Annotated in this window: 21 protein-coding genes; 13 read left to right on the forward strand and 8 right to left on the reverse strand. The window is 66.7% G+C overall.

Annotated elements, in window-relative coordinates:
* Positions 1–8 precede the first annotated feature (8 nt).
* Positions 9–2,738: a formate dehydrogenase subunit alpha gene (gene fdhF, locus RN743_RS06980; RefSeq protein ID WP_343219001.1), complete on the forward strand. Its 2,730-nt coding sequence runs from the start codon at positions 9–11 to the stop codon at positions 2,736–2,738.
* A gap of 30 nt (positions 2,739–2,768) precedes the next feature.
* Here the strand turns inward: fdhF and RN743_RS06990 are convergent, their stop codons facing one another.
* A complete protein-coding gene (locus tag RN743_RS06990; RefSeq protein ID WP_310778059.1) occupies positions 2,769–4,799 on the reverse strand; it encodes an aconitase family protein in 2,031 nt (676 codons plus the stop codon).
* Between the two features lie 128 nt (positions 4,800–4,927).
* On the opposite strand from RN743_RS06990, the gene RN743_RS06995 reads away from it, so the two are divergent.
* From RN743_RS06995 to RN743_RS07035, 9 genes are all read left to right on the forward strand, one after another.
* Positions 4,928–5,839, forward strand: a complete 912-nt coding sequence (locus RN743_RS06995; RefSeq protein ID WP_310778060.1) for an NAD(P)H-binding protein — start codon at positions 4,928–4,930, stop codon at positions 5,837–5,839.
* Between the two features lie 244 nt (positions 5,840–6,083).
* On the forward strand, positions 6,084–6,755 hold the full coding sequence (locus RN743_RS07000; protein WP_310778062.1) for a hypothetical protein: 672 nt from the start codon (positions 6,084–6,086) through the stop codon (positions 6,753–6,755).
* A gap of 25 nt (positions 6,756–6,780) precedes the next feature.
* Positions 6,781–7,419, forward strand: coding sequence for an OmpA family protein (locus RN743_RS07005; protein WP_310778064.1), 639 nt, complete (start codon positions 6,781–6,783; stop codon positions 7,417–7,419).
* Positions 7,420–7,499: 80 nt separating this feature from the next.
* Positions 7,500–8,585, forward strand: coding sequence for a hypothetical protein (locus RN743_RS07010; RefSeq protein ID WP_310778066.1), 1,086 nt, complete (start codon positions 7,500–7,502; stop codon positions 8,583–8,585).
* A gap of 55 nt (positions 8,586–8,640) precedes the next feature.
* A complete protein-coding gene (locus RN743_RS07015) occupies positions 8,641–9,615 on the forward strand; it encodes an alpha-ketoacid dehydrogenase subunit beta (protein WP_310778068.1) in 975 nt (324 codons plus the stop codon).
* 33 nt (positions 9,616–9,648) lie between these two features.
* Entirely contained in the window at positions 9,649–11,142 is a 1,494-nt protein-coding gene (locus tag RN743_RS07020) for a dihydrolipoamide acetyltransferase family protein (protein ID WP_310778070.1), read from the forward strand.
* Positions 11,143–11,277: 135 nt separating this feature from the next.
* Entirely contained in the window at positions 11,278–11,994 is a 717-nt protein-coding gene (locus tag RN743_RS07025) for a hypothetical protein (protein ID WP_310778072.1), read from the forward strand.
* 27 nt (positions 11,995–12,021) lie between these two features.
* On the forward strand, positions 12,022–13,818 hold the full coding sequence (locus tag RN743_RS07030) for a fumarate reductase/succinate dehydrogenase flavoprotein subunit (protein ID WP_310778074.1): 1,797 nt from the start codon (positions 12,022–12,024) through the stop codon (positions 13,816–13,818).
* A gap of 4 nt (positions 13,819–13,822) precedes the next feature.
* A complete protein-coding gene (locus tag RN743_RS07035) occupies positions 13,823–14,581 on the forward strand; it encodes a succinate dehydrogenase/fumarate reductase iron-sulfur subunit (protein ID WP_310778076.1) in 759 nt (252 codons plus the stop codon).
* Positions 14,582–14,587: 6 nt separating this feature from the next.
* Here RN743_RS07035 and RN743_RS07040 read toward each other — a convergent pair whose 3' ends face one another.
* The 7 genes from RN743_RS07040 to RN743_RS07070 all read right to left on the reverse strand — a co-directional run bounded on the left by RN743_RS07040 (position 14,588) and on the right by RN743_RS07070 (position 19,381).
* Positions 14,588–15,088, reverse strand: a complete 501-nt coding sequence (locus RN743_RS07040) for a PIN domain-containing protein (protein WP_310778078.1) — start codon at positions 15,086–15,088, stop codon at positions 14,588–14,590.
* A complete protein-coding gene (locus RN743_RS07045; protein WP_310778080.1) occupies positions 15,051–15,254 on the reverse strand; it encodes an AbrB/MazE/SpoVT family DNA-binding domain-containing protein in 204 nt (67 codons plus the stop codon). The genes RN743_RS07040 and RN743_RS07045 overlap by 38 nt, the downstream gene beginning before the upstream one ends.
* A 111-nt stretch (positions 15,255–15,365) precedes the next feature.
* A complete protein-coding gene (locus RN743_RS07050) occupies positions 15,366–16,352 on the reverse strand; it encodes a calcium/sodium antiporter (RefSeq protein ID WP_310778082.1) in 987 nt (328 codons plus the stop codon).
* 91 nt (positions 16,353–16,443) lie between these two features.
* Positions 16,444–16,896, reverse strand: a complete 453-nt coding sequence (locus RN743_RS07055; RefSeq protein WP_310778084.1) for a polymer-forming cytoskeletal protein — start codon at positions 16,894–16,896, stop codon at positions 16,444–16,446.
* A gap of 13 nt (positions 16,897–16,909) precedes the next feature.
* Positions 16,910–17,722, reverse strand: a complete 813-nt coding sequence (locus RN743_RS07060) for a M23 family metallopeptidase (protein ID WP_310778086.1) — start codon at positions 17,720–17,722, stop codon at positions 16,910–16,912.
* Positions 17,719–18,615 (reverse strand): ParB/RepB/Spo0J family partition protein, encoded by an 897-nt coding sequence (locus RN743_RS07065; protein ID WP_310778088.1) that lies wholly within the window; start codon positions 18,613–18,615, stop codon positions 17,719–17,721. The genes RN743_RS07060 and RN743_RS07065 overlap by 4 nt, the downstream gene beginning before the upstream one ends.
* The gene (locus tag RN743_RS07070) at positions 18,605–19,381 is read right to left on the reverse strand and encodes a ParA family protein (protein ID WP_310778090.1); all 777 of its coding nucleotides are present in this window, start codon (positions 19,379–19,381) and stop codon (positions 18,605–18,607) included. Before RN743_RS07070 ends, RN743_RS07065 begins: the two co-directional genes overlap by 11 nt.
* A gap of 448 nt (positions 19,382–19,829) precedes the next feature.
* Between RN743_RS07070 and pyrF the strand changes: the two genes are divergently transcribed.
* The 3 genes from pyrF (at position 19,830) to RN743_RS07085 (ending at position 22,632) form a co-directional block, all read left to right on the forward strand.
* Entirely contained in the window at positions 19,830–20,570 is a 741-nt protein-coding gene (gene pyrF, locus RN743_RS07075) for an orotidine-5'-phosphate decarboxylase (protein ID WP_343219002.1), read from the forward strand.
* 213 nt (positions 20,571–20,783) lie between these two features.
* Positions 20,784–21,581, forward strand: a complete 798-nt coding sequence (locus tag RN743_RS07080) for a DNA-formamidopyrimidine glycosylase family protein (RefSeq protein ID WP_310778095.1) — start codon at positions 20,784–20,786, stop codon at positions 21,579–21,581.
* A gap of 394 nt (positions 21,582–21,975) precedes the next feature.
* Positions 21,976–22,632: a DUF1207 domain-containing protein gene (locus RN743_RS07085; RefSeq protein WP_310778097.1), complete on the forward strand. Its 657-nt coding sequence runs from the start codon at positions 21,976–21,978 to the stop codon at positions 22,630–22,632.
* Positions 22,633–22,647: the final 15 nt, after the last annotated feature.

Below are 22,647 nucleotides of genomic sequence, written 5' to 3' on the forward strand. Positions count from 1 at the left end.
CCCCGGAGGTGGGTTTGAGCGACAATTCGGGCAACGGCACGGGCTTCGATTTCGAGATCACGCTCGACGGCGAGAAGGTCGGCGTCCGTCGGGGCGAGAGCCTGTACGAGGTCTCCGAGCGGCACCGCAAGGAGATCCCGACGCTGTGCTACGATCCGCGCCTGGAAGCCTTCGGCGGCTGCCGTCTCTGCATCGTGGAACTCGACGGCGCCCGCAACCCGGTCGCCTCCTGCACCATGCGGGCGGAGCCCGGGATGCGGATCACGACCCGTTCGGCGCGGCTCGACATGCACCGCAGGGTGCTGATGGAGATGGTCGCCTCCGAGAACCGCGACACGGATGTCGACCCGCTCTCCGGCTACGCTTCGCAGGAGATGGCGGTCCTGCTTGACCGTTACGAGGCACGGACGGGCCGCTTTGCCGGGGCCAGGTCCGGCCGCAGCCGGCCGGACGACGACAACCCCTTCATCCTCCGCGACTACGAGAACTGCATCTCCTGCTACCGTTGCGTGCGGGTCTGCGCGGAGCAGGAGGGCGACTACGCGATCTCGGTCATGAACCGGGGGTTCGAGACGCAGATCACGACAGAGTTCGAAGGCCTGCTGGGGGACTCCGCGTGCACGTTCTGCGGGCAGTGCATCCAGACCTGCCCGACCGGCGCCCTCGCCGACATCAAGGCGCTCGCGAACGCCGACGTGCCGGGCGAGACCGAGAAGACGCGAACCGTCTGCCCCTACTGCGGCGTCGGGTGTGCCGTCGACCTGATGTCTCGGGGCGACAAGCTGATCGGCGTCCAGCCGGCGATGGATGGGCCCGCCAACGAGGGCGCGCTCTGCGTCAAGGGGCAGTTCGCGTTCGACTTCGTGCAGCACCCCGACCGACTGGCCTATCCGATGGTGCGGGGCGAGGACGGCGAACTCCACGAAACCGACTGGGACACGGCCCTCGACCGCGCGGCGGCCGGGTTCACGGCGGCGGTGGAGAATCACGGCAGGCATTCCGTGTACGGCGTCGCCTCCGGGCGTGCGCCGCACGAAGCGGCCTACATGATGCAGCGGTTCATCCGAGGCGCGTTCGGTACGAACCAGATCGACAACTGTAGCCGTGCCTGACACGCCCCCACGGTCGCCGGTCTGGCGGCCTCTATCGGACGGGGGGCGATGTCGAATCCACTCGCGGACATGGACAAGCCCGATGTGATCTTCTGCATCGGGACCAACATGACCGAGTGCCATCCCGTCGCGGCCACCCGCATCAAGCGCGCGGTGGCCCGGGGCGCGAAGCTCATCGTCGCCGATCCGAGGCGGATCGCGCTGGCCGAGATGGCCGACATCTACCTGCCGTTGAGGGTGGGGTCGGACGTCGCCCTCTTGCTCGGCATGGCCCACACGATCGTCCGCGAAGGGCTGATGGATGAAGATTTCGTGGCCGCCCGCACGACGGAGGGCCAGGACTTCGTCGAGCACGTCCTGGAGTACCCGCCGGAATGGGCCGAATCGATCACCGGGGTGGACGCGAAGCTGATCGCGGAGGCGGCCCGCTGGTATGCGAAGGCGGAACGCGGAGCGATCTACTACACGCTGGGGATCACGGAGCACATCTGCGGCGTGGACAACGTGCAGAGCCTCTGCAATCTCGCCCTCATGACCGGCAACGTCGGCCGCGAGGGCACCGGGATCAACCCGATGCGCGGCCAGAACAACATCCAGGGCGCGGGCGACTCCGGAGCGCTGCCGAACAACTATCCCGGCTTCCAGGACGTGCTCGACCCGGCGTACCAGGCGAAGTTCGCCGCCGCCTACGGCCGGGAGGTGGACCTCGAACTGGGGCCCACGAAGGTCACGGCGCTCGAGATGTGCGGCGACCGGATCCGCGCCATGATCATCAATGGCGAGAACACCGTCGTCACGGACCCCGACCGGGAGCATTGCGAGCACGCGCTCCGGAGCCTCGACCACCTCGTCGTGATCGACATCTTCCTCACCGAGACGGCGCAGTTGGCGGACGTCGTCCTCCCCGCCACCTCGTGGGCGGAGACGGACGGCGTGTGCTCGAATACGGAGCGGCGCGTCCAGCGCCTGCGGAAGGCCGTGGACCCGCCGGGCGAGGCGAGACCCGACTGGTGGTGCGTGTCCCGCATCGCGCAGCGCATGGGGCTGAAGGGTTTCGAGTTCGAGTCGGCCAAGCAGGTGTTCAACGAACTCTGCTCGCTCTCGCCGATCTATGCCGGCCTGGACTGGGATGTGATCGAGCACGGCGAGTACCACTGGCCGGTGCCGCACCGGGGTCACCCCGGCACCCCCATCCTGCACCAGGGCGAGTTCGAGAACGGGCGCGGGATCTTCCAGATGATCCGGTACCGGGACCCGGCGGAGACGATTTCGGAGGAATACCCGATCTGGCTTACGACCGGACGCCGCCTGCCTGCCTATCACACCAGAACGCAGACCGGGCGTGCGGCGGGGATCGAGTACCTCCTGTCGGAAGAGCGTCTCGAGATGCACCCGGCCGACGTGTCGAAATGGGGTCTCGAGGACGGCGGCTGGGCCATGATGTCGAGCCCGCGCGGCCAGGTCCGGATCAAGGTCGAGGCGAACGACCGATCTCCGCCCGGAACCGTGTTCGCGTCATTCAGCTTCAACGACGTGCCGGTGAACTTCCTCACCGGAGGCGGCTACGACCCGATCACGCACACGGCCGAGCTGAAGGTCTGCCCCGTGAGGGTGGAACCCGTCTAGCAGCCGTCCGGCCGTCAGGGAATTCGCCGGCTACCGGGAGCTGGCGGCCCCGCGGATCCACGCCTGGTCTCCGTACGCGACGATTCTCCCTTCGATCGCCGAAGCCACGCACGTCAGCGGACTTGCCAGGTACACCTGCCCCGGCCCGCTGCGGCCGGGGAAGTTCCGATTGATGGAGCTGATCGTGACCTGCTCCTTCGTCGTCGAGACGCCCGGCCCCGCGTTGATGCAGGCTCCGCAGCCGGGCGCGAGGACGTCGAATCCCGCATCCCGGAGCGCCCGGTCGTGGCCCTGTTCCCGGCTCCACGCCTCCACGTCGATGGACCCGTACTGGGCATAGGCGCGGACGGACGCGGGCACGCGCTTCCCCGCCGCCACCGCCTCCCGCGCCACCGCGGCATACATCTCGAAGTCCGCCCGCTTCGCCCCGGTGCAGGACCCGACGAACACGGTGTCCAGACTCACGGCCCCTTCGAGGGCCGAGACGGGCACGCCGTTTCCGGGATCGCCCGGGGTTGCGACCATCGGTTCGATGCCGCCCGCGTCCATCTCGATCGTCGCCGCGTAGGCCGCCCCCGCGTCGCTGTACAGTCCGTCGCACAGCCCCCGGATCTCGTCCACCGCCACGCCGCGCCGGCCGGCGATCCACGCCACCGTCTTCGCGTCCGGGGCGATGATGCCGGTGAAGCCTCCGACCTCGGCCGCCATGTTCGTCAGCGTCGCGCGTTCATCGATGGACAGCGCCTCCACGGCCTCTCCCGTGAATTCGATGATGCGTCCGATGGCTTCGCCGTTCTTGACCGTCGGGTGACGCAGCAGTTCGAGGATGAGGTCTTTCGCCACGACGCCGGGGGGCGGCTCGCCCGTGATTTTCACCCGAATCGACTCCGGCACTTCCAGCCGGACGTCGCGGGTCGCCCAGGCGTTGACGATCGCGGACGTACCCACGCCGAAGGCGACGCATCCCAGCGCACCGGAATGGGGTGTGTGTGAATCGCTGCCGATGATGATCTGGCCGGGGAGGGCGTAGCGGTCCTGCACCATGATATGGCAGATCCCCTCGCTCCCGGTGCGGTCGGGCAGTTCGCCGTGCAGGCGCACGCCCTTCGCGGCCGCGAACTCCCGCTGGCGGTCGTGCAGCGCATGGGCCGCGTCGAGCAGGCCGGCCGCCTTCCTCTCTTCCGTGATGACTTCGTCGAGGAACGCGAGGTGGTCCCGGAAGAAGACGATGGACTCGGTATGGTTCAGCCCCGCATCGCCCGCGAAGTCCTCCCAGAACGTCGACGCCATGGGGGTCACGTATTCGTGGGAGAAGCGAAGGTCGGCGCGCAGGAAGCCGGTGTCGCCCGGTTTCACGGCCGGAACGCCCAACGCGCCGGAGGCCGCGTCGGTGACCCAGTGCCGGGCGATGATCTTCTCCGCGATCGTCTGCGGGCGGTCCGCCGGGGTCGTGATGGCGGGGAGAGTGACGAGTCCCTTCAGCCTCGCCACGGCGTAGTCGAGCAGCCCGCCGTACTCGATGATGTCGCGCTGAATGCGCCCCGCGTCTCCGATGAACGCGTCGAGCGGGATCTCCTCCCCGCTACGGATCTTCTCGATGAGGGAGAAATCCGTCGATGCGAGGAGGCCGATGTTCGCGCAATTCTCCCCGTAGATACGCTCGATGTTCTCCCCGATGACGACGCGGAGGCCCGCAGCGCGCTCGGCATACGGCGAAGCCTCCCGGCTGGATCCTTTCCCGCGCCTCTTCCCGGACACGGAGCAGACGAAGCCGCCCTCCCGGATGTCGTTGCGGCCGACCGGTCGCTCGTCGCCGCACAGGAGGCCCACGTACGGATATTCCCCCAGCTTCTCGTCGAAGTGGTAGCAGACCCAGCCGGGCGTGATCTCATCGGTCGAAATGTCGTCGCGCAGAGGGATCGACGGATCCCAGTCGAGGTCCTCCCCCGCGAGTTGGCGGCGGATGAGGTCCGGATCCTCGGTAAGAAAGAGGATACGGCCCTTGAAGCGCACGGTCGGCGGGCGCCTGGCCACCTCGGTCTCGAGCAGATGTTCCAGCATGTTGTACTCCCGCCCTGACCGGGCCAGAAGATCGGGGTGACATTGGTCTCGCCTCGGACGACGGCTACGATGTCATCCGGGGGATGTTCAGGTGAAGCGCGCCCCGGCGCCAGTCGGGAGGTGAAGTGATGCAGCGGGTCCTCGTCGCGGGTGGAACAGGCTTTCTGGGGCGTGCCTTCGTCCGGGGGCTGCACGGTCGCGGGGCGCGGGTTGCCGTGCTGACCCGGAACCCCGCCGGTGCCGGGAGCCTCGGGCTCCCGGCGGAATACGTCGAAGGGGATGTGCGGCGGCCCGCGGCCCTCGCACGGGCGATGGACGCGGTGGACGCGGCCATCCTCTCCGTCCAGTTCCCGGGCTATCCGGTGGAGGCGCCCGCCCGCGGCCGGACGTTCATGGAGGTCGACGCCCGCGGCACCGCCGCCCTGGTGGAGGCCGCGGTGGAGGCGGGAGTAGGCAAGCTGGTCTACCTGTCCGGGGTCGGGGCCGATCCGGGCTCCGCGCGCACCTGGTATCGCGCCAAGGGGCTGGCGGAGGCATCGGTCCGGGAATCGGGCCTCGCCCACGTCATCGTTCGGCCCTCCTGGGTGTACGGCCCCGAAGACCGGAGCCTGAACCGCTTCATCGCGCTCATTCGCGCGATTCCGTTCGTCTTTCCCCAGCTTGGGGACGGCTCCGGGCGGATCACCCCGATACATGTGGATGACCTGGCGGACCTCGTATGCGAGGCGACGCTGGGTGCGGCGGGAGACGGGCTCACTCTGGAGGCGGGTGGCCCGGATGTCCTGTCGCTGGACGACGTCGTCCGGACGGCCATGACGGCGCTCGGACGTCGCCGGGCGATTCTCCACATCCCGGAAGGTCTCGTCAAGCTCGCCGCGGCCTGCGTGGAGCGTCTCCCCGGCCAGATCCTGTCGCGCGACGCCGTGGACTTCGCAACCCAGGATGGAATCGCCGATTCCGACCTGGCCCGCGGCCGTTTCCCGGCGTTTCGCCCGCGCGACCTCGCGACGGGATTGGCGGCGTACGTCTCCCGCGCCTGAGCCGCGGATCTTCGCATGCCCGGGAGCCTGTTCGGCCTCCCCGGAACGAGGTTTCCGTACGCACCGGAGCCCGCTTTGTATCTCTTGCATGTTATTCGACATCGGGCTTAGCTTGCTTCGATTTTTCCGGCGCCATCGGAGGCCGGGTGCCGCTGGTTGCAGTTGGATGTTCGTGCGTGGTTTGCGTGGCGAATCGGACAGCCCGCGCGTTCCTCGGCAGCCTCATAACTCGCAGGAGGTCGATATGAAGGATGTGTTCAGAAAGCTGGTGTTGGCGGTTGGCGCGATGGCGGCGTTCGCTTTTCTGCCGATCCGGGCCGAGGCCCAGAGTCCCTACTCTCCGATGTTCTGGTCGTTCGAGGGCGGCGTCGGGATGGCGATCCCGATGGGCGAGATCGCCGATGCGGCCGAGGCGGGTCCGTCCTTCTCGGGCGCGGCATCCTACTTCCTGCAGCCGCGTCTGGCGCTGCGGGTAGAGGGCGCTCTCGACATGCTCGGCACGAAGGGGGCGATCGACCCGAACTTCCAGATCTTCCATCTGACGGGCGGGATCGAGTATCACCTCACAGACCCGATGGGGAATGCCACCGTCGCGGTCGATTTCGGCCTGGGCGCCTCGACGCTCGATTCGGACGCGTTCCTGCTGCAGAACCACCCGAGTCCGGGACTCCATACGGTCGCTCTCGTGAACGGGTCGTATTTTTCCGGCAACGCCGGAATCAAGGCGGGGCTCAACTTCGCTCGCCATGCGGAGACGGACGTCCCGATGGTCACGCTCTTCGCCCAACTCGACCTCCGCTACATCATGACGGACGAGGAAGAGACGCATGTGTACGGCGAACTCAACAACGTGCACGGGTTCAGCTCCATAATGGAGATCCCGCTCTCGGTTGGCCTCCGGGTCAACTTCCCATAAGCCGGAAAAAGGAGGAATAGCCAGGATGCGCCAGAACAGGGTGTGGGTGTCGATGGTTGTGGTGGGTCTAGCCTTCCTGTCTGCGGGCTGCATGCAGCTCGTGCGCCAGTGGGAACTCGATCGCGTCATGGAGCCCGTGGACGGCCAGCTTGCGGATCACGAGGCCCGCATCGCCGCGAATACGGCTGCGGTAGAGGCGCTTCAGGGCGATATCGATGAGCTGCGGAGCGGGCTCGATCGTCTGCGGCAGGAGTTCGGAGGCCACGTCAGCGACGACGACATGCACGGGGCGGGACTCGCTGTTTCCCTTCCGGTGCACTTCGACTTCAACAGCTCCGAGGTGCGGGCCGTCGACCGCCCGATTCTGGACGCGTTCGCGGCCACCATCCTGGGATCCTTCCCTCAGGCCCGGGTCACCGTGGAAGGCTCCGCCGACAGCGCCGGATCCGAAGCGTACAACATGAGGTTGTCCCAGGCGCGCGCCGAGAGCGTGAGGGACTACCTCGTGCAGACCGCGGGGATGAACGCCGACAACATCGGCGTTGTGGCGATGGGTGAGTCGCGCCTCGTGAACCAGGACACCGGGGTGCAGGATCGCCAGACCGGGATCGAGAACCGTCGTGCGACGTTCGTCGTCGAGTGGGCCGGACCGGGCTCGAACTAGTGTTTTGAGTTGCGCTTGATGGCCAGGTTGGAGCCAGGCTCCCGGGTTTCGGCCCGGGAGCTTTTTTTGCCGTCGACTTGATGCCGGAGGGGTCCGGGTCCGAAGGGTATCGTGCCGCCGTCGAGCGTGTCGCGTTGTTCTCGAACGTCCCGCGGGCGGTCGTCGCCGTATCGGGTACCGCGGCGCTGCGCGTCGTGAACGGCCTCGCCTCGAACGATGTGAAGGATGTGCCGTTCGGGCGGGGCGTCTATTCCTTTCTCCTGGATCGCCGCGGACGCGTGGTCGTCGATCTGCGGATCCTGCCCGTGGCGGGATTCGAGCGCGACGCCGCAGACCCGGGAGTGCAAGCCTTTTGGCTGGACGTGCCGGGCGATGCCCTGCCCGCCCTGATGAATCACCTCCGGAAGTACGTGCCTCCAATGTTTGCCGGGCACGGCGAGACGAGCGTTGCCGTGCATACGCTCATCGGACCGCTGGCCGCCGAGACGCTCGAACACTGGGGTTCGGCTGCGGGAATCTCGTTTACGCGGCAGCCGGGCGAACTGGCTCCGCTCGAAGCGACAACCGTACGTAGTGACGGCGCGACGGCCCTCCTGGTCCGCCGGGAGGAGATCGAGGGGGCCGGGTTCGACCTGTATGTCGACCCCGCCGGCCGATCACGTGCTGAGGACCGGCCTTTACGGCAGTTGGAGGGCGCCGTCGCACGGGCAGGTGGAGCCGCCGCCGTCCGCGGAGACTGGGAGATCCTGCGGTTGGAGCGAGGGCTGCCGGTCTTCGGCGCCGAACTGGGCACGGAGCGATTGGCCCAGGAGGCGGGCCAGGATGACCGGGCGATCAGCTTTGCCAAGGGGTGCTTCACGGGCCAGGAGGTCGTCGCGCGCATCCATTACCGGGGCCATGTGAACCGCCACCTGCGCGGGTTTCGCTGGACCCGGGACACCCTCCACGAGGCACGCGACCTCGTGGGCGCCGAACTTCGAACGTCCTCTGGCACCGGTGGCGCGAAGCCGGTTGGTGTCATCACCTCCGCCGCTCATTCTCCACGTTTCGGACCCATCGGCCTGGGCTACGTTCGGCGAGAGGTGGCCCTCGCCGCGGTGCTGGAGTCAACCGACCATCCGGGTGTCGCGCTGCACGTCACGGAACTTCCCTTTACACATAAGTAAAGGACAGCCGCCGAGACGTTGCTGATGCGGACGGCACGCGGTTATTCTTTGCGCCGTGGCTACCTATCTCGAAGCGATTCGACAGGCGATCCGTGAGGAGATGCGGGCGGACGCCAACGTCTTCATCATGGGCGAGGACATTGGCGCCTACGGCGGCGCCTTCAGGATTACGGAGGGGCTGCTCGCGGAATTCGGAGAAGATCGCGTCATCGACACTCCGATCAGCGAGGCGGCCATCGTGGGCGCGGCGATCGGGGCGGCGCAGATGGGCCTGAAGCCCGTGTGCGAGATGCAGTTCATCGACTTCATCGCACCGGCCTTCAACGTGATCGTCAACTTCGCCGCCAAGGTCCGCTACCGTACGGGAGCGGGAGCCGCGCTGGTGATTCGGGGACCCTGCGGCGCCGGCGTGCGCGCGGGACCCTTTCACTCGCAGAACGTCGAGTCGTATTTCGCCAACGTGCCCGGCCTCAAGCTGGTGGCTCCGGCCACGGTGAGAGATGCGAAGGGGCTGCTCAAGGCCGCGATTCGGGACCCGGACCCGGTCCTCTTCTTCGAGCACAAGTACCTGTATCGAAGACTCCGTGAAGAACTTGAGGAAGGCGAGGAGTTCCTGACGCCGCTGGGAAAGGCCCGCACGCATCGTGGAGGAACGGACCTCACGCTGGTCACGTATGGCGCCATGGTCCATACTGCGCAGGAGGCTGCGGAACAGCTGGCGGAGGAGGATGGCGCCGAGATTGAGATCATCGATCTGAGGACGCTGCAACCGCTCGATGGCGCCGCGATCCTCGAGAGCGTGAAGAAGACGGGGAGGCTTCTCGTCCTGCACGAAGCGCCGCGGTTCGGCGGCTTCGGCGGCGAGGTGGCAGCGTTGGTTTGCGAGCGCGCGTTCGAGTGGCTCGACGCTCCGATTCGGCGGGTGGCCGCACTCGACACGCCGGTGCCGTACGCGGCCGAGCTGGAGGAGGCGCATCTACCCCAGGTGGCGGACATCGTCTCGATGGCCCGCCTGCAACTGAGTTACTGAACCCACGCGGCTGTACGCCGGGGAAGAACACCTATGTCCAAAGTGGATGTCATCATGCCGCAGATGGGGGAGTCCATCGCGGAGGGGACGCTGACGCGCTGGCTCAAGAATGTCGGGGATGCGGTCGAGCGTGACGAGGATCTGTTCGAGATATCCACGGACAAGGTGGACGCCGACATTCCGTCGCCGGCGGCGGGCGTGCTTGCCGAAGTTCTCGTGCAGGACGGAGAGACGGTCGAGATCGACACGGTCGTCGCCCGCATCGAGACGGATGCCACGGTCGCGGCACCCGCCGCACCTTCGGCCCCGCCGGCCGATCCGCCGCTGGATGCGAGGGCCGTAGAGCCCGTGGCGTCCACTGCGGTGGCGGCAGTTCCGATGGGACCGGCGGCGGACGCCACGCCCGCGTCTCCTTCTCCGGCGGCCGGGGGGGCGCCCGCCAGTCGGGATGAGCGGCTGAGGACTCGATCGACCCCGCTCGTGCGGAAGATCGCCGCGGAACACGGCGTCGACATCCACCAGGTGCCCGGGACGGGCACCTCCGGCCGCGTGACCCGGGATGACATTCTGGCGTTCATCTCGGCCGGAGGGCCGGAGGCGGCCCCCGCTCCCACGGCCGTGCCCGCCCCCTCGCCAGCGCCCACCCCCGTTGCGGCGCCCGCCGCGGTCCCGTCGCCGGTCCCGGCCTCCGACGTGAAGGCCCCGGAGCCAGCGCTCCCCGAGACAGCGGCGCCCGGGCCGGCGGCGCCGGGCACGCTTCGGATCCCGATTCACGGGGCCACGCTGGACGTCCGGCTCGGCTCCGTGCCGATCCGCGACCGCGACCGCGTCGAGGAGATGAGCAGGGTCCGCCTGCGGACGATGGAACACATGCTCATGTCCAAGCGCGTCTCGGCGCACGTGACATCGGTGATCGAGGTGGACTTCGAACGGGTCGTTCAACTGAGGCGCTCGCTCAAATCCCGCTTCGCCGATCAGGGCGTGAAGCTCACCTACGGCCCCTTCATCTATCGCGCCGTGATCGAGGCCCTGGGCGAATACCCGGTCCTCAACTCGTCGGTCGACGGATCGCGAATCGTGTACCACGGCAACATCAATCTCGGGATCGCGGTGGCGATCAACGATGGCCGCGAGCTCATCGTGCCCGTCCTCAAGGACGCGGATCAACTCAGCCTGCTGGGACTCGCGCAACGCTCGAACGAACTCGCCGGGAAGGCTCGCGGCAGGGCGCTCGACTTTGACGACATCCAGGGGGGGACGTTCACGATCACGAACGTAGGGGTGTTCGGGAACCTGTTCGGGACTCCGATCATCAACCAGCCCCAGGTCGCCATCCTCGGCACCGGCGTGATCGAGAAGCGTCCCGTCGTCGTTCAGGACGGATTCGGCAATGACGTGATCGCGATCCGCAACCGGGCCTACTTCGGCCTTTCCTACGACCATCGCGTGGTCGACGGTGCCATGGCGGCGTTCTTCCTCAACCGGGTCCAGGAATACCTCGAGGGTTTCCCGGACGACTCCGCTTGACAGTCATCCTGACGGCCGGGTAGGCTGGCCGCGTTCCCACCCCACCCCACGAAGAGTCGACGAAAGACCATGGAAAGCTCGGTCGCGGTTCGAGATCGCGGTTTCGGCAAGACCCTCCGCAGGGATCGGTGGTGGGTGCCGCCCCTGAGCGTAGCGCTGGGGCTCGGCCTCTTCGGCGGTTACGCCACCTGGGCGGTCCTGCAGGGCGGCAACTATTTCGCCGACCCATACCTGTCTCCCCTGTACTCGCCGTGCATCGCCGCCAGCTGCCCGGAACAGATCCGCCTGTTCGGAATCGACTGGTGGCCGTTCTCTCCGGCGATCCTCATGATGGGCGTGATCCTCGGGTTCCGGGGAACGTGTTACTACTACCGGAAGGCGTATTACCGCGCCTATTTCCTCGACCCGCCCGCCTGTGCGGTCGGCGAGTTCCGCGGCGAAAGGTATGGGGGCGAGACGCGGCTGCCGTGGGTCCTCCAGAACCTTCACCGCTACTTCCTGTACGCCTCGATCGTCATCTGGCTCTTCCTGACGTACGACACGATTCACGGGTTCTTCTTCGAGGACGGCTTCGGCGTCGGAGTCGGATCCATCGTCCTTCTGATCAACCTCGTGCTGCTTTCCGGGTACTGGTTCGGCTGCCACTCGCTCCGCCATCTGATCGGCGGCGATGTCGATTGCTATTCCTGCGCGCTGGCGGGAAAGGCTCGCCACAAGGCGTGGAAGGGTGTGAGCTGGTTCAACAAGCGACACATGGGCTGGGCCTGGTTCAGCCTCGTCTTCGTGTGCATGACGGATCTGTACATCCGGCTGGTGGCGATGCGGGTGTTCGAGGATCCCCGACTCTTCTGAACCCAACGGAGCACAGCGGACTTTTTCATGGAGATTTCAGAACGCCACGAGCATGACGTCCTCGTGATCGGAGCCGGAGGCGCCGGCCTCCGCGCGGCCGTCGCCGCCATGGAGGCGGGCGCATCCGTGGGACTCGTCGGCAAGTCGCTGCTCGGCAAGGCGCACACGGTCATGGCCGAGGGCGGGATGGCGGCCGCGCTCGGCAACAACCGTCCCGAAGACAACTGGAAGGTCCATTTCCGCGACACGATGCGGGGCGGCAAGGGGTTGTGCGACTGGCGGATGGCCAGGGCGCACGCCGAGGAGGCTCCGGATCGCGTGAGAGAGCTCGAGGCCTGGGGCGCCCTCTTCGACCGGGCGGAGGATGGTCGCATGAACCAGCGTCCGTTCGGGGGGCACACGTACGGAAGGCTGGCGCACGTCGGCGACCGGACGGGTCTGGAAATGATCCGGACGCTTCAGGATCATGCCGTGCACGAAGGGGCCGACGTCTTCATGGAGTGCACGGTGTTCCGCTTGATCCTCGTTGACGGCCGGGTGGCCGCAGCACTCGCGTATTGGCGTCCGACGGGCGAGTTCGTGCTCTTCCGCGCCCGGACGATCATCCTTGCCACGGGAGGACTGGGCAAGGCCTGGAAGGTGACGTCCAATTCCTGGGAGTGCACCGGCGACGGGGTGGCGCTCGCCTACGACGCCGGGGCTGAACTCATGGGAATGGAGTTCGTTCAGTTCCACCCCACCGGCATGGTGTGGCCGCCCAGCGTGCGCGGCACGCTCGTCACGGAAGGCGTTCGGGGCGAGGGAGGCGTTCTCACCAACGGGGATGGCGAGCGCTTCATGTTCCGGTACGTCCCCGAGATGTTCGAGGGGGACTACGCGGAGAGCGAAGAAGAGGCCGATCGCTGGGTGGAAGGCGATCGCACGGCCAACCGCCGGCCGCCGGAACTGCTCACCCGGGATGTCGTGGCAAAGGCGATCGTCGCGGAGGTCGAGGCCGGCCGCGGGAGCCCGCACGGCGGTGTCTTCCTCAACATCTCGGAGAAGCGGAGTCCCGAGTACATCAAGGCCAAGCTCCCGAGCATGTATCACCAGTTCAAGGAACTCGCGGGTGTCGACATCACGACCGACGCGATGGAGGTCGGGCCGACGACCCACTACGCGATGGGCGGAGTGAAGGTACACCCGGAGACGGCGGCGACCGGCGTTCCCGGGCTGTACGCGGCGGGGGAAGTCGCCGCGGGCCTCCACGGCGGCAATCGCCTCGGCGGGAATTCGCTCTCCGACCTTATCGTGTTCGGTCAACGCGCCGGCGCCGCGGCCGCCGAAGAAGCGAAAGACGTATCCTTCGCCGAGATCCCGGCGTCCGAGTTGTCCGCGGCCGTCGCGGGCGCGACGGCACCCTTCGCCCGCGAAGGTGGGCGGAATCCCTTCGGCCTGCAGGAGGAATTGCAGCAGATCATGCAGGACAAGGTCGGAATCGCCCGTACGGAACGTGCACTGCGCGAGGCCCTCGAAGACATCCACCGACTGCGCGGGGCGCTCGACACCTGCTCGATCCGCGGAGGGCGGGCCTTCAACCCGGGTTGGCACACCTGGCTCGACCTCGACGTCATGCTCACCGTGGCCGAGGCGGTCGTGCTTTCCGCGCTCGAGCGTCGGGAGAGCCGCGGCGCGCATACCCGGATCGATTATCCGGACGCTGACGCCTCGCTCGGGCGCGTGAATCTTGTCATCCGATCGTCCGACGGACGGATGGTGACCGACACCGAAGAGGTATCGGAGCCGCCGGCGGAACTGAGGCAGCTCATCGAGGAAGGGGTGTAGCGAGGTGGCGGAACGAACTTTCCAGGTCTACCGCGGGTCCGACGACGACGGACGGCTCGAATCCTACACGATCGAGATCGATCAGGGCATGGTCGTGCTGGACGCGATCCACCGGATCCAGGCGGAGCACGCGCCGGATCTCGCGGTGCGCTGGAACTGCAAAGCCGGGAAGTGTGGATCCTGCAGCTGTGAGGTCAACGGGCGACCTCGCCTGACGTGCATGACCCGGCTCTCCGACTACGAGGACAGCGAATCGATCACGGTCACGCCGATGAAGGCCTTTCCCGTCATCAAGGATCTCGTCACCGACGTGTCTCAAGCGTACCGGAACAACGCCTCCATCCCGCGTTTCAAGCCGCGTCCCCGCGATGCGGAGGACGGCTGGCGGATGAAGCAGTTCGAGATCGAAAGGGCGCAGGAGATGAGGAAGTGCATCGAGTGCTTCCTCTGCCAGGATGTATGTCACGTACTCCGGTCACACCAAAAGCACCAGGAGTTCATCGGCCCCACGTACCTCGTGAGAACGGCCGGATACAGTCTGAACCCGATCGACGTGGAGGATCGGAGCGCGTTCCTCAAGGAGTCGGGGGGTATCGGGTTCTGCAACATCACGAAGTGCTGCACCGAGGTATGCCCGGAGAGCATCTCCATCACGGACAACGCGATCATTCCCCTCAAGGAGCGGGTCGTCGACCGCTTCTACGACCCCGTGAAGGCGCTCGTGAGACTCGTGCGGCGACGTGGCGCGGCCGCGTCCCCCTGACTCGCCCTAACCGGCATCCTCGACGTTCAACACGCGCATCCCGGCAATCCGGCGGAGTCCCGAGCCTGAAGTGAGGTACACTTCGGCGCCCGAAACGAGCGCCGTCGCAATCTGCAGGGCTCGTTCCGGCCGACCCCCGAGCTTTGCGCGTACCTCGGCGGCCTGTACGGCAATTTCGGGGCTGGCCGACACGATGTCCAGCCGAGGGTAGAGTTGCATGTGCCGCGCCACGTCGCGAGCCACGGTCGGCTTTCCCTGCCGGTACACCTCCACGAGCACCTGGTACAGAGTCAGGCTCGACGTCTGGGCCTTGATCCTGCCGCTCGCGATGCCCGAGAAGGCGAGTTCCGTTTGTCTCGTCGGCCCCGTACCGGTCAGGTGAAGTGCAAATACGCGGGCGTCGACGTGGACGAGACCCGCCCCGGCCAGGTGCTCCTCGAGACCGGTGCGACTCGCGTCGTCCACCATTTCAGGCGTCCTCGAGTTCGATCCAGAGATCCCCGGCATCGACGACATCCCGAAGCACGCCCCGTAGACGATCCTCCCGGTCCGGCGGCAGCTTTTCCATCCGTACGGTGTCGCCGTCCACCGACACCGCGAGCCGGTCGCCGGGCCTGAGGCGGAGTGCCTCCCGCGCGGCTTTGGGAACCACGATCTGGTTCTTGCTGCTCATCTTTACGGAAACGACCATACGGCCATCCTAGCGCTTTACCAGATCGCTTGGCAACCGGAGGGTCCAAAGCGCGAGGGTGGGGGAGCGCGATGATGGGGTCGGACGATCACGTCAGTTGAACCACCAGACCATCACGATGTACGCGAGATAGAGCAGCAGGAGGAGTCCGCCCTCCGTCCTCTGCACGGTGCCGCGATGCAGCGCGAGGGGGATGAGGATGACGGAGAAGGCCAGGGCCGGAAGCACATAGCCGACGACGATGGTCGGGTCGAGAACGAGCGGGCGCACGAGCGCGGCCGTCCCGAGCACGAGGCCGAGATTGAACACGTTCGAGCCGATGACGTTGCCGATCGCGATGTCTCCCATGCGCCGGAAGGCGGCCACCAGCGTAGAGGCCAGTTCCGGCAGTGAAGTGCCGACCGCGATCAGCGTGGCGGCGATCACGGCTTCCGGAACGGCCAGCGACCTGGCGATCCCCTCGGCGCCCTCCAGCAGCCAACGCGCCCCGTAGGTAAGGCAGGGCAGGCCGAGGCCGATCCGTACGAGCGACCACCAGGCCCCCGGCGCCGCGATATCGGTCTCCGCCGGACCGGTCCCGGTCCCCGGCGCAGGCGCGTCCGGACCGGGAGCGCGTTCGGGCGTGCCAAACACGCCAACTCGTTCCCACTTCAGGAGAAAGAAGAGGTAGAGGGCCCAGCCGGATACGAGCAGGAGTCCGTCAAGGCGTCCGACGGCATCGTTGAGCGACAGCACCATCACGAGAGAGAGGACGATGATGACGAGCGGCGTCTCGCGCACGATGACCCGCCGGTGAACCTCGATCGGCCGAATCAGGGCGCCGATTCCCACGATCAAGCCCACGTTCGCGGCCGTGGAACCCATGATGTTGCCCACGGCTACGTCCGGTTGGCCCTCCAGCGACGCAAGTGCGCTTACGACCAGTTCCGGGGCCGAGGTGCCGAAAGCGACCACGGTCAGGCCAACGACGAGCGGGCTGACACCGAATCTCTGCGCGAGGCCGGCGGCGCCGCGAACGAGCCAGTCCGCGCCGAGCGTCAAGGGTACGAACGCGAAGGCGAAGAGGAGGGTGTTCCTCATCCTCGGTTACGGGATTCCGTCAAGCGTATCGCCCGATACGGCGGAGCGCGGCGCGACCCCTGCGGCGGGGAGGCCGGGCGGAAGCCTCGCTTCAGCTGGGCCCGGCCGCGCGCTGGGCCTTCTGCGGCTGGATCGAGGGGGACGCGCCCTTGCGCGGAGAAGCGGTCGGCTGTTGGTCCGCCGCCTTCGCCGTCATGTGCAGACGACCCTCTATCTGGCCGCCCTCCTCAAGCTTTACCCGGCGGCTCCGAATGTCGCCCTCGATCTTGCAGGTTTCCTGCAGTTCCACGCGACTGGCTCCCACGACGGTCCCCACCACGGTGCCGGCAATCACGACATCCTGCGTGTCGATATCCCCGGTGATACGTCCGTCCTTGCCGACGACAACGGATTTCGTCGCCTTGACCGAGCCTTCGATCTTGCCTTCGACCCGGACCGTGCCATCGCACATCACATCGCCGAGGATCGTCATCCCCGGCGCGACCACCGAAACCACGTCGCTCAGTTCACGGGTGTGCCCGCCATGTCGAGAATCTCTAGCCATTTCGCTCCAATCCTTACTCCGGTTTCCTCTCCGCCGGGGCTACCATGTCGTCCCGACCGCTGTGGTCCGCCACCAGCGAGAGTGGGTCCAATAGTGTGCCGTTCCGGGCCAGTTCCAGGTGCAGATGCGGGGCCGAGGATCTTCCCGTGTTCCCCGTCAGAGCGATGACCTCGAGTCGCTCCACTGCGTCGCCGGCCTCGGCGAACAACCAGGCGTTGTGGCCATACAATGACGTTAGCCCATCCGCGTGCGCAATCCGCAGAAATTTTCCGTAGATCGGGTCTTCGCCCGCCTCCTCGACCCTCCCTGCCTGAATCGCCCGCACGTACGACCCGGTCGGAACCGCGATGTCCAATCCCGGGTGTCCTTCGCGTGAATCGGCAGGCCGTGAGCCGTAGTGGCGGGTGACGAAGCCGCGCTGCGTGAGGGGCCAGGCAGGAGTCGTCGCCTCTGTCGAGATCGGCGAACTGACCTCCGCCCCTCCCCTCAGCACGACGTTCACCGGCGGGGTTTCGGCGGGGCGTCCGGCGGTTACCGCAGCCTGAAGGACACCGAACTCTTCCTCGAGTTCGTTCAAACGACCCGCCAACTGGTTCGTCCTCTCGCGCTCGCTCTCGAGCGTCGCCAGTTCCGCCTCCAGTTCGAGCACGCGATTGGACTCGGCTCGCCAAGCCGTCAGCAGGCCTCCCAGAAACCCCAGACCGAACAAGCCAATGATCGCACCCGCCACCGAGAGAAGCAGTCGTGCACGGCTGAGCGGCAGGGACCGCACTTGTCGGCCATCCCGTCGAACCAACTGCAGCGTCCATCGCCGGAGGAAGGTCATTCGCGAAGCTCCGCGGCGAGTTCGTCCCCTCCCATCAAGGCCACGAGCCGCAGAAAATCATCCGTATCGTGGAAACGCACGACGACTTCGCCTGCTCCATCCGATCGCGTCCGGATCCGCACCTGGGTTCCGAACCCTCGCTCAAGCCCCAGTTCGGCTCGCCTCACCACGGGATCGCCCCCCCCTGCCGGTCCTTTTCTCCGCGTAGCCCGCCGCCCCCGTTGTTCCGGGCGCTCCCGGCGGACCCGGCGTTCCGTCGCCCTCACGGACCATCCGTGCTTCACGGCTTCCAGCGCGACGCGGGTTTGCTCCTCAGGCGTGGACAACCCCAGCAGGGCGCGGCCATGGCCCGCCGACAACTTCCCTTTGGCGAGCAAACCCAGCACCGCCTTGGGCAGGGCGAGCAGTCGAAGAGCGTTCGCCACGGTGGACCTGTCCCGCCCCACGTGCCGGCCGACTTCCTCCTGCGTCAGATCGAAGTCCCGCATCAGCCGCCGATACCCTTGGGCTTCTTCAAGTGCTGACAGATCATGACGTTGCAGATTTTCGACGAGCGCGACCACAAGCATCTGTTCATCGTCAAGCGTCCGCACCAGAGCCGGAACCGACGTCCAGCCGAGACTCTGAATCGCCCGGAATCGCCGCTCGCCCACGACGATCTCGAACGCCTCTCCCACGGGCCTGACGACGACGGGTTGGAGCAGGCCGTTCTCGCGGATGGAGTCCGCGAGTTCCGCAAGGCGAGCCGGGTCGAAGTCGCCGCGAGGCTGGAACGGATTCGCCCGGATGGCTTCGACCGGAATCTCCGCTTCCGCCGCTCCGCGTTCCGTTCCGAGGTTTTCGCCCAGCAGGGCCGCGAGCCCCTTCCCGAGACGGCGGTCGTTACGGGGCAACCTGGGCGCTCCTGTGCCGGTCGATCAGCTCCCGGGCCAAGCTCAGGTATCCGCGCGCCCCACTCGACAGGACGTCGTACAGCGCGATCGGCTCTCCAAAGCTCGGGGCCTCGGCGAGGCGAATGTTCCTCGGGATCATCGTATCGAAAACCTTGCCCCCGAAGTACTCACGCGCCTCGGCCGCCACCTGTTTCGCGAGGTTGAGGCGCGAATCGTACATGGTCAGCAGCACTCCCTCGATCTCGAGTTCCGGGTTGATGCTGCGTTGCACGAGCCGCACGGTGTTCAGGAGCTGGCTGAGCCCCTCCAACGCATAGAACTCACATTGAATCGGGATCAGCACGGCGTCCGCGGCGGCCAGTGCGTTCAGCGTGAGGAGCCCGAGGGAGGGTGGTGAGTCGATCAGGATATACTCGAAGTCATCCCGCAACGCTTCGATCTTCCGGCCGAGGATTCGCTGACGATCCGATCGATCGATCAACTCCACCTCGGCGCCCGTCAGGTCGCGGCTCGCAGAGACCACGGACAGACACGGGAAGTGAACTTCCGGCCGGACGGCCGCCTGAAGCGGTTGTCCGTTTACGAGGCAGTCGTACACGCTGGGGACGTCTCCGTCCTTGCGCAGCCCGAAGCCGGACGTCGCGTTGCCCTGCGGGTCGCAATCGATGACGAGGGTGTTGCGCTCCGCGATCGCCAGCGAGGCGCCGAGGTTGATCGCGGTGGTGGTCTTGCCGACCCCGCCCTTCTGATTCGCAATCGCGATCACCCGACCCAAATCAATCCACCCCTCGCTGATCGCCGCACCCGGCGACATGAACCGACCACACTCCCGGCAGCCTGTGGTGACAAAAGCCCTGCTGTGTTCGAGCGGCGAATGCGTTTCGCAGGGGTTTGCCACGGACTGCAAGCGAAGCCCCGAATATATGGCGCTCTGGTGACCCGGGCGACCGGGTCCGCGGGACCCGATGTTTCACGTGAAACATGCGATGACGGTGGTGACGGAGCCGGTCCGCGTACCGCCTGAATGAACCCGGCGTTTCACGTGAAACGATAGCTCGACGTCGACGGTCTGTCTCTTGCGGCCACGCGCGCCCGCGAAGAGCTTCGTCCCCCACTCGCCACCGCCACGAGTCGGCTCCCCGCTCGCCGGGAGTCAAACCCGAGCGGCACTCGGACCGCCTGGTTCGCGACGGCAACAACCTCGGGAGGCCACGATAACCACCACGATCCCCGCGACCGAACGGCTGATCCTCGCACTCGACGTTCCGAGTGCCTCGGAAGCGCGAAGAACCGTCGACGCCCTGGCCGATACCGTTTCCTTCTACAAGATCGGCCTGGAACTCTTCCTCTCCGGAGGATACTTCGAGCTCGCCGACTGGCTCCGCTCCAACGACAAGAAGGTGTTTGCCGACCTCAAACTCTTCGATGTCCCACAGACCGTCAGCTCCGCGGTTCGACAACTCCGAACCCGGGACGTGGACTTCGTCACGGTGCACGGCAACGATGCGATCCTGCGTGCAGCCTGCGACGCCGCCACGGGTGACCTCGGAATCCTCGCCGTGACCGTTCTAACGAGTCTTGACCGGGCGGACATGGAAGACCTCGGCTTTGAAGCGGACATTGGGGACGTCGTCCTCTCGCGCGCCCGTCGCGCGGAGAGTATCGGCTGCGCCGGCGTCATCAGTTCCGGCCACGAGGCCGCTCGAGTTCGCTCCGCGGTGTCCCGCCGGTTTCGCATCGTCGTCCCCGGCATCCGCGCGGCGAGGGAAGCCGGGACCGATGACCAGAAGCGGACCGTGGATGTGGAGTCCGCGTTCGAGGCCGGGGCCGACTACATCGTCATGGGACGACCCATCCGAAACGCTCCCGATCCCGCGCGGGCGGCAGCGTCCATCCAGGAGAGAATATCGGCTTGGTTTCGACACGCCGAAGAGGCGAAGCAACAAGAGGCGTAAACACTGTAACACGTTGCTTATCATAGTGTTATGGTCATACATACCGATGTCGGCGGTCCCGTGTTGCGTTGCTGCTTGACACAGCGTTGAGACTGGGTGGCGATACTCCCTCGAGGTCGTTTCCTCCACCGTCCATGAAGCACGGGGCACATTTCCTTCGTACGGGGGTATGTCTACCCTGCACCCAGTCTTGCCCACCGGAGCCGTGATGCAATGATAGAGCTTCCCGATGTTGAGCGGATGATCGAACGCATTGCCGGTTACACAACCGGCAAAACGATCTCCATAATTCGGATCGACGACCCGGACGTCGCGTCAATTGAGCGCGACATCGTCGAGAATCACCTTGAGAACCACGCCGTGGATTCCGTGGAACGCCACGGTCGCTACGTCGTCCTCCGCTTCCGTTCCGATTACAGCCTCATGTTCGACATGGGGGATGACGGCCTCCTGCGCCTCGAATCCCAGACCGCGCCTCCGACCGACCGGACGCGGATCCGGTTCCAGTTCGCGGCCGGCAGGGAACTCCGTTTCTCGTCGTCGGGCTCCCAGGGCACGGTCCAGGCCGTGGCGGGGAGCGAATTCAACGAGAAGGGGTCGCTCCAGAGCCTTGGCGTGGACCCGCTGAGCGACGACCTGACGCTTGAGCGCTTCGAGGCGCTTGCGGCGCGGAACGTTCGTTCCAGCATCAAGGGCTTTCTCCTGAATCAGAAGGCGATCGCCGGCATCGGCAACGACTATGCGGACGAGATCTGCTTCCAGGCCGGCGTGCGCCCCGACCTTCGCGTCGGTCAGCTGGAACCGGAGCAGCTCGACCGGCTTCACCGCTACCTGAAGCGGGTTCTGAGGCGGGCCACGCTTCACTGGAGCGCCGCGCATTCCGATCCGGGGTGGCTGATCAACTCACGCTCGTCGGGCAGCGCCTGCCCGAGGTGCCGACATGCGTTGACTTCCGTCCGCGTGACGGGCCGGAAGACCGTGCTCTGCCCGAGGTGCCAGCGCGCCGCCTGAAGGTTCAGCGCAGCGTGGCAGGCCGTGGCAAAACCCCGCGTCAGCGCCGAGAGCGGTGAAGCACTCGCCTGACAAGGAACGACGAGGGAGAACAGCGGCGCTATTTTACCGAGGAGCGACGCAGGGCGCGGCGTTTCAGGCGAGATGCGGCGGCGCTCGAACGCAGCGGGGCTCTTGTCATGGCCTGCCAGACGGCGTCCGGGCCGCGCCTCTCCGGACGCTTCACGTGGACTGCCTCGTGGTCGGCTTGCTCTTGCTGGCGGCTCCCGTCACCGCGGCAGCTCCTCTTGTCGCACAGACCGGCGCCGCCGCAATCGGAATCCGGGACCCGAACGGTCATCCCTTCCGAACGCCGTCGGGCTCCCCCCTCGAGCCCCTGCATCGTCTCGCGCTGTTGAGCGCGAGGCGCGATTCCCTCCGGGACGGCATTGCCCTCGCCGACGTCGGCGACCGCCTCGGGTTCTGGATCCGGCGCGATCCGGGCGGGAAGGTGGAATACGCAGGAGCGATTCACGGAGGGGCGTTTTCCCGCTTTGATCTCGGAGGTCCGGATCAGGCGCTCATCGAAGTGCACTACCGAATCGGAGCTCTCCTGCGCGCGCGGTTCGGGGCGGTGGCCGCTCGTGCCGAACTCTATCATGTGAGTTCGCATCTGGGGGACGAATTCCTCCTGGACACCGGCGCCCGTCCCATCAGCACGAGCCGCGAGGGGTTGGAACTCATGCTTCAGGGATCTCCGGCGTCGGGCCTCACCGTCTACGGAGGTCCGGGAGTGCTGCTGCGCGCCACGACCGACTTCGAGCCCCTTTCGCTGCGCGCCGGCGCCGCCTGGGAGTCCGCGCCGGGAGCGCGCGCACGTTTCCACGCCTCGGTCGACTACTTCGGGTGGGCGGAACTGGGGTGGGAGCCTGCCATCGCGGCGGAACTCGGGGCCGGGCTGGCCCGGGGGACGCGCGTCGGATTGCTCCTGGGTTTCGGTCCGTCCCGCGCGGAGCAGTTCCTTCGGCAGTCCGAGCGCCTCATCGGGCTTTCGGTCTCCCACGTGCGGTGACCGCCCGGCGCCTCG

Source organism: Candidatus Palauibacter scopulicola (assembly GCF_947581915.1).
Lineage (GTDB): Bacteria > Gemmatimonadota > Gemmatimonadetes > Palauibacterales > Palauibacteraceae > Palauibacter > Palauibacter scopulicola.

Excerpts from the sequence above, each read along its gene's own strand:
- RN743_RS07005 (WP_310778064.1), top strand. The coding sequence starts at position 6,781 with ATGCGCCAGAACAGGGTGTGGGTGTCGATGGTTGTGGTGGGTCTAGCC.
- RN743_RS06995 (WP_310778060.1), top strand. The coding sequence starts at position 4,928 with ATGCAGCGGGTCCTCGTCGCGGGTGGAACAGGCTTTCTGGGGCGTGCC.
- RN743_RS07045 (WP_310778080.1), bottom strand. The coding sequence starts at position 15,254 with ATGAGCAGCAAGAACCAGATCGTGGTTCCCAAAGCCGCGCGGGAGGCA.
- RN743_RS07000 (WP_310778062.1), top strand. The coding sequence starts at position 6,084 with ATGAAGGATGTGTTCAGAAAGCTGGTGTTGGCGGTTGGCGCGATGGCG.
- RN743_RS07030 (WP_310778074.1), top strand. The coding sequence starts at position 12,022 with ATGGAGATTTCAGAACGCCACGAGCATGACGTCCTCGTGATCGGAGCC.
- RN743_RS07020 (WP_310778070.1), top strand. The coding sequence starts at position 9,649 with ATGTCCAAAGTGGATGTCATCATGCCGCAGATGGGGGAGTCCATCGCG.
- RN743_RS07040 (WP_310778078.1), bottom strand. The coding sequence starts at position 15,088 with ATGCCGGGGATCTCTGGATCGAACTCGAGGACGCCTGAAATGGTGGAC.
- RN743_RS07080 (WP_310778095.1), top strand. The coding sequence starts at position 20,784 with ATGATAGAGCTTCCCGATGTTGAGCGGATGATCGAACGCATTGCCGGT.
- RN743_RS07055 (WP_310778084.1), bottom strand. The coding sequence starts at position 16,896 with ATGGCTAGAGATTCTCGACATGGCGGGCACACCCGTGAACTGAGCGAC.
- RN743_RS06990 (WP_310778059.1), bottom strand. The coding sequence starts at position 4,799 with ATGCTGGAACATCTGCTCGAGACCGAGGTGGCCAGGCGCCCGCCGACC.
- RN743_RS07010 (WP_310778066.1), top strand. The coding sequence starts at position 7,500 with ATGCCGGAGGGGTCCGGGTCCGAAGGGTATCGTGCCGCCGTCGAGCGT.
- RN743_RS07050 (WP_310778082.1), bottom strand. The coding sequence starts at position 16,352 with ATGAGGAACACCCTCCTCTTCGCCTTCGCGTTCGTACCCTTGACGCTC.
- RN743_RS07060 (WP_310778086.1), bottom strand. The coding sequence starts at position 17,722 with ATGACCTTCCTCCGGCGATGGACGCTGCAGTTGGTTCGACGGGATGGC.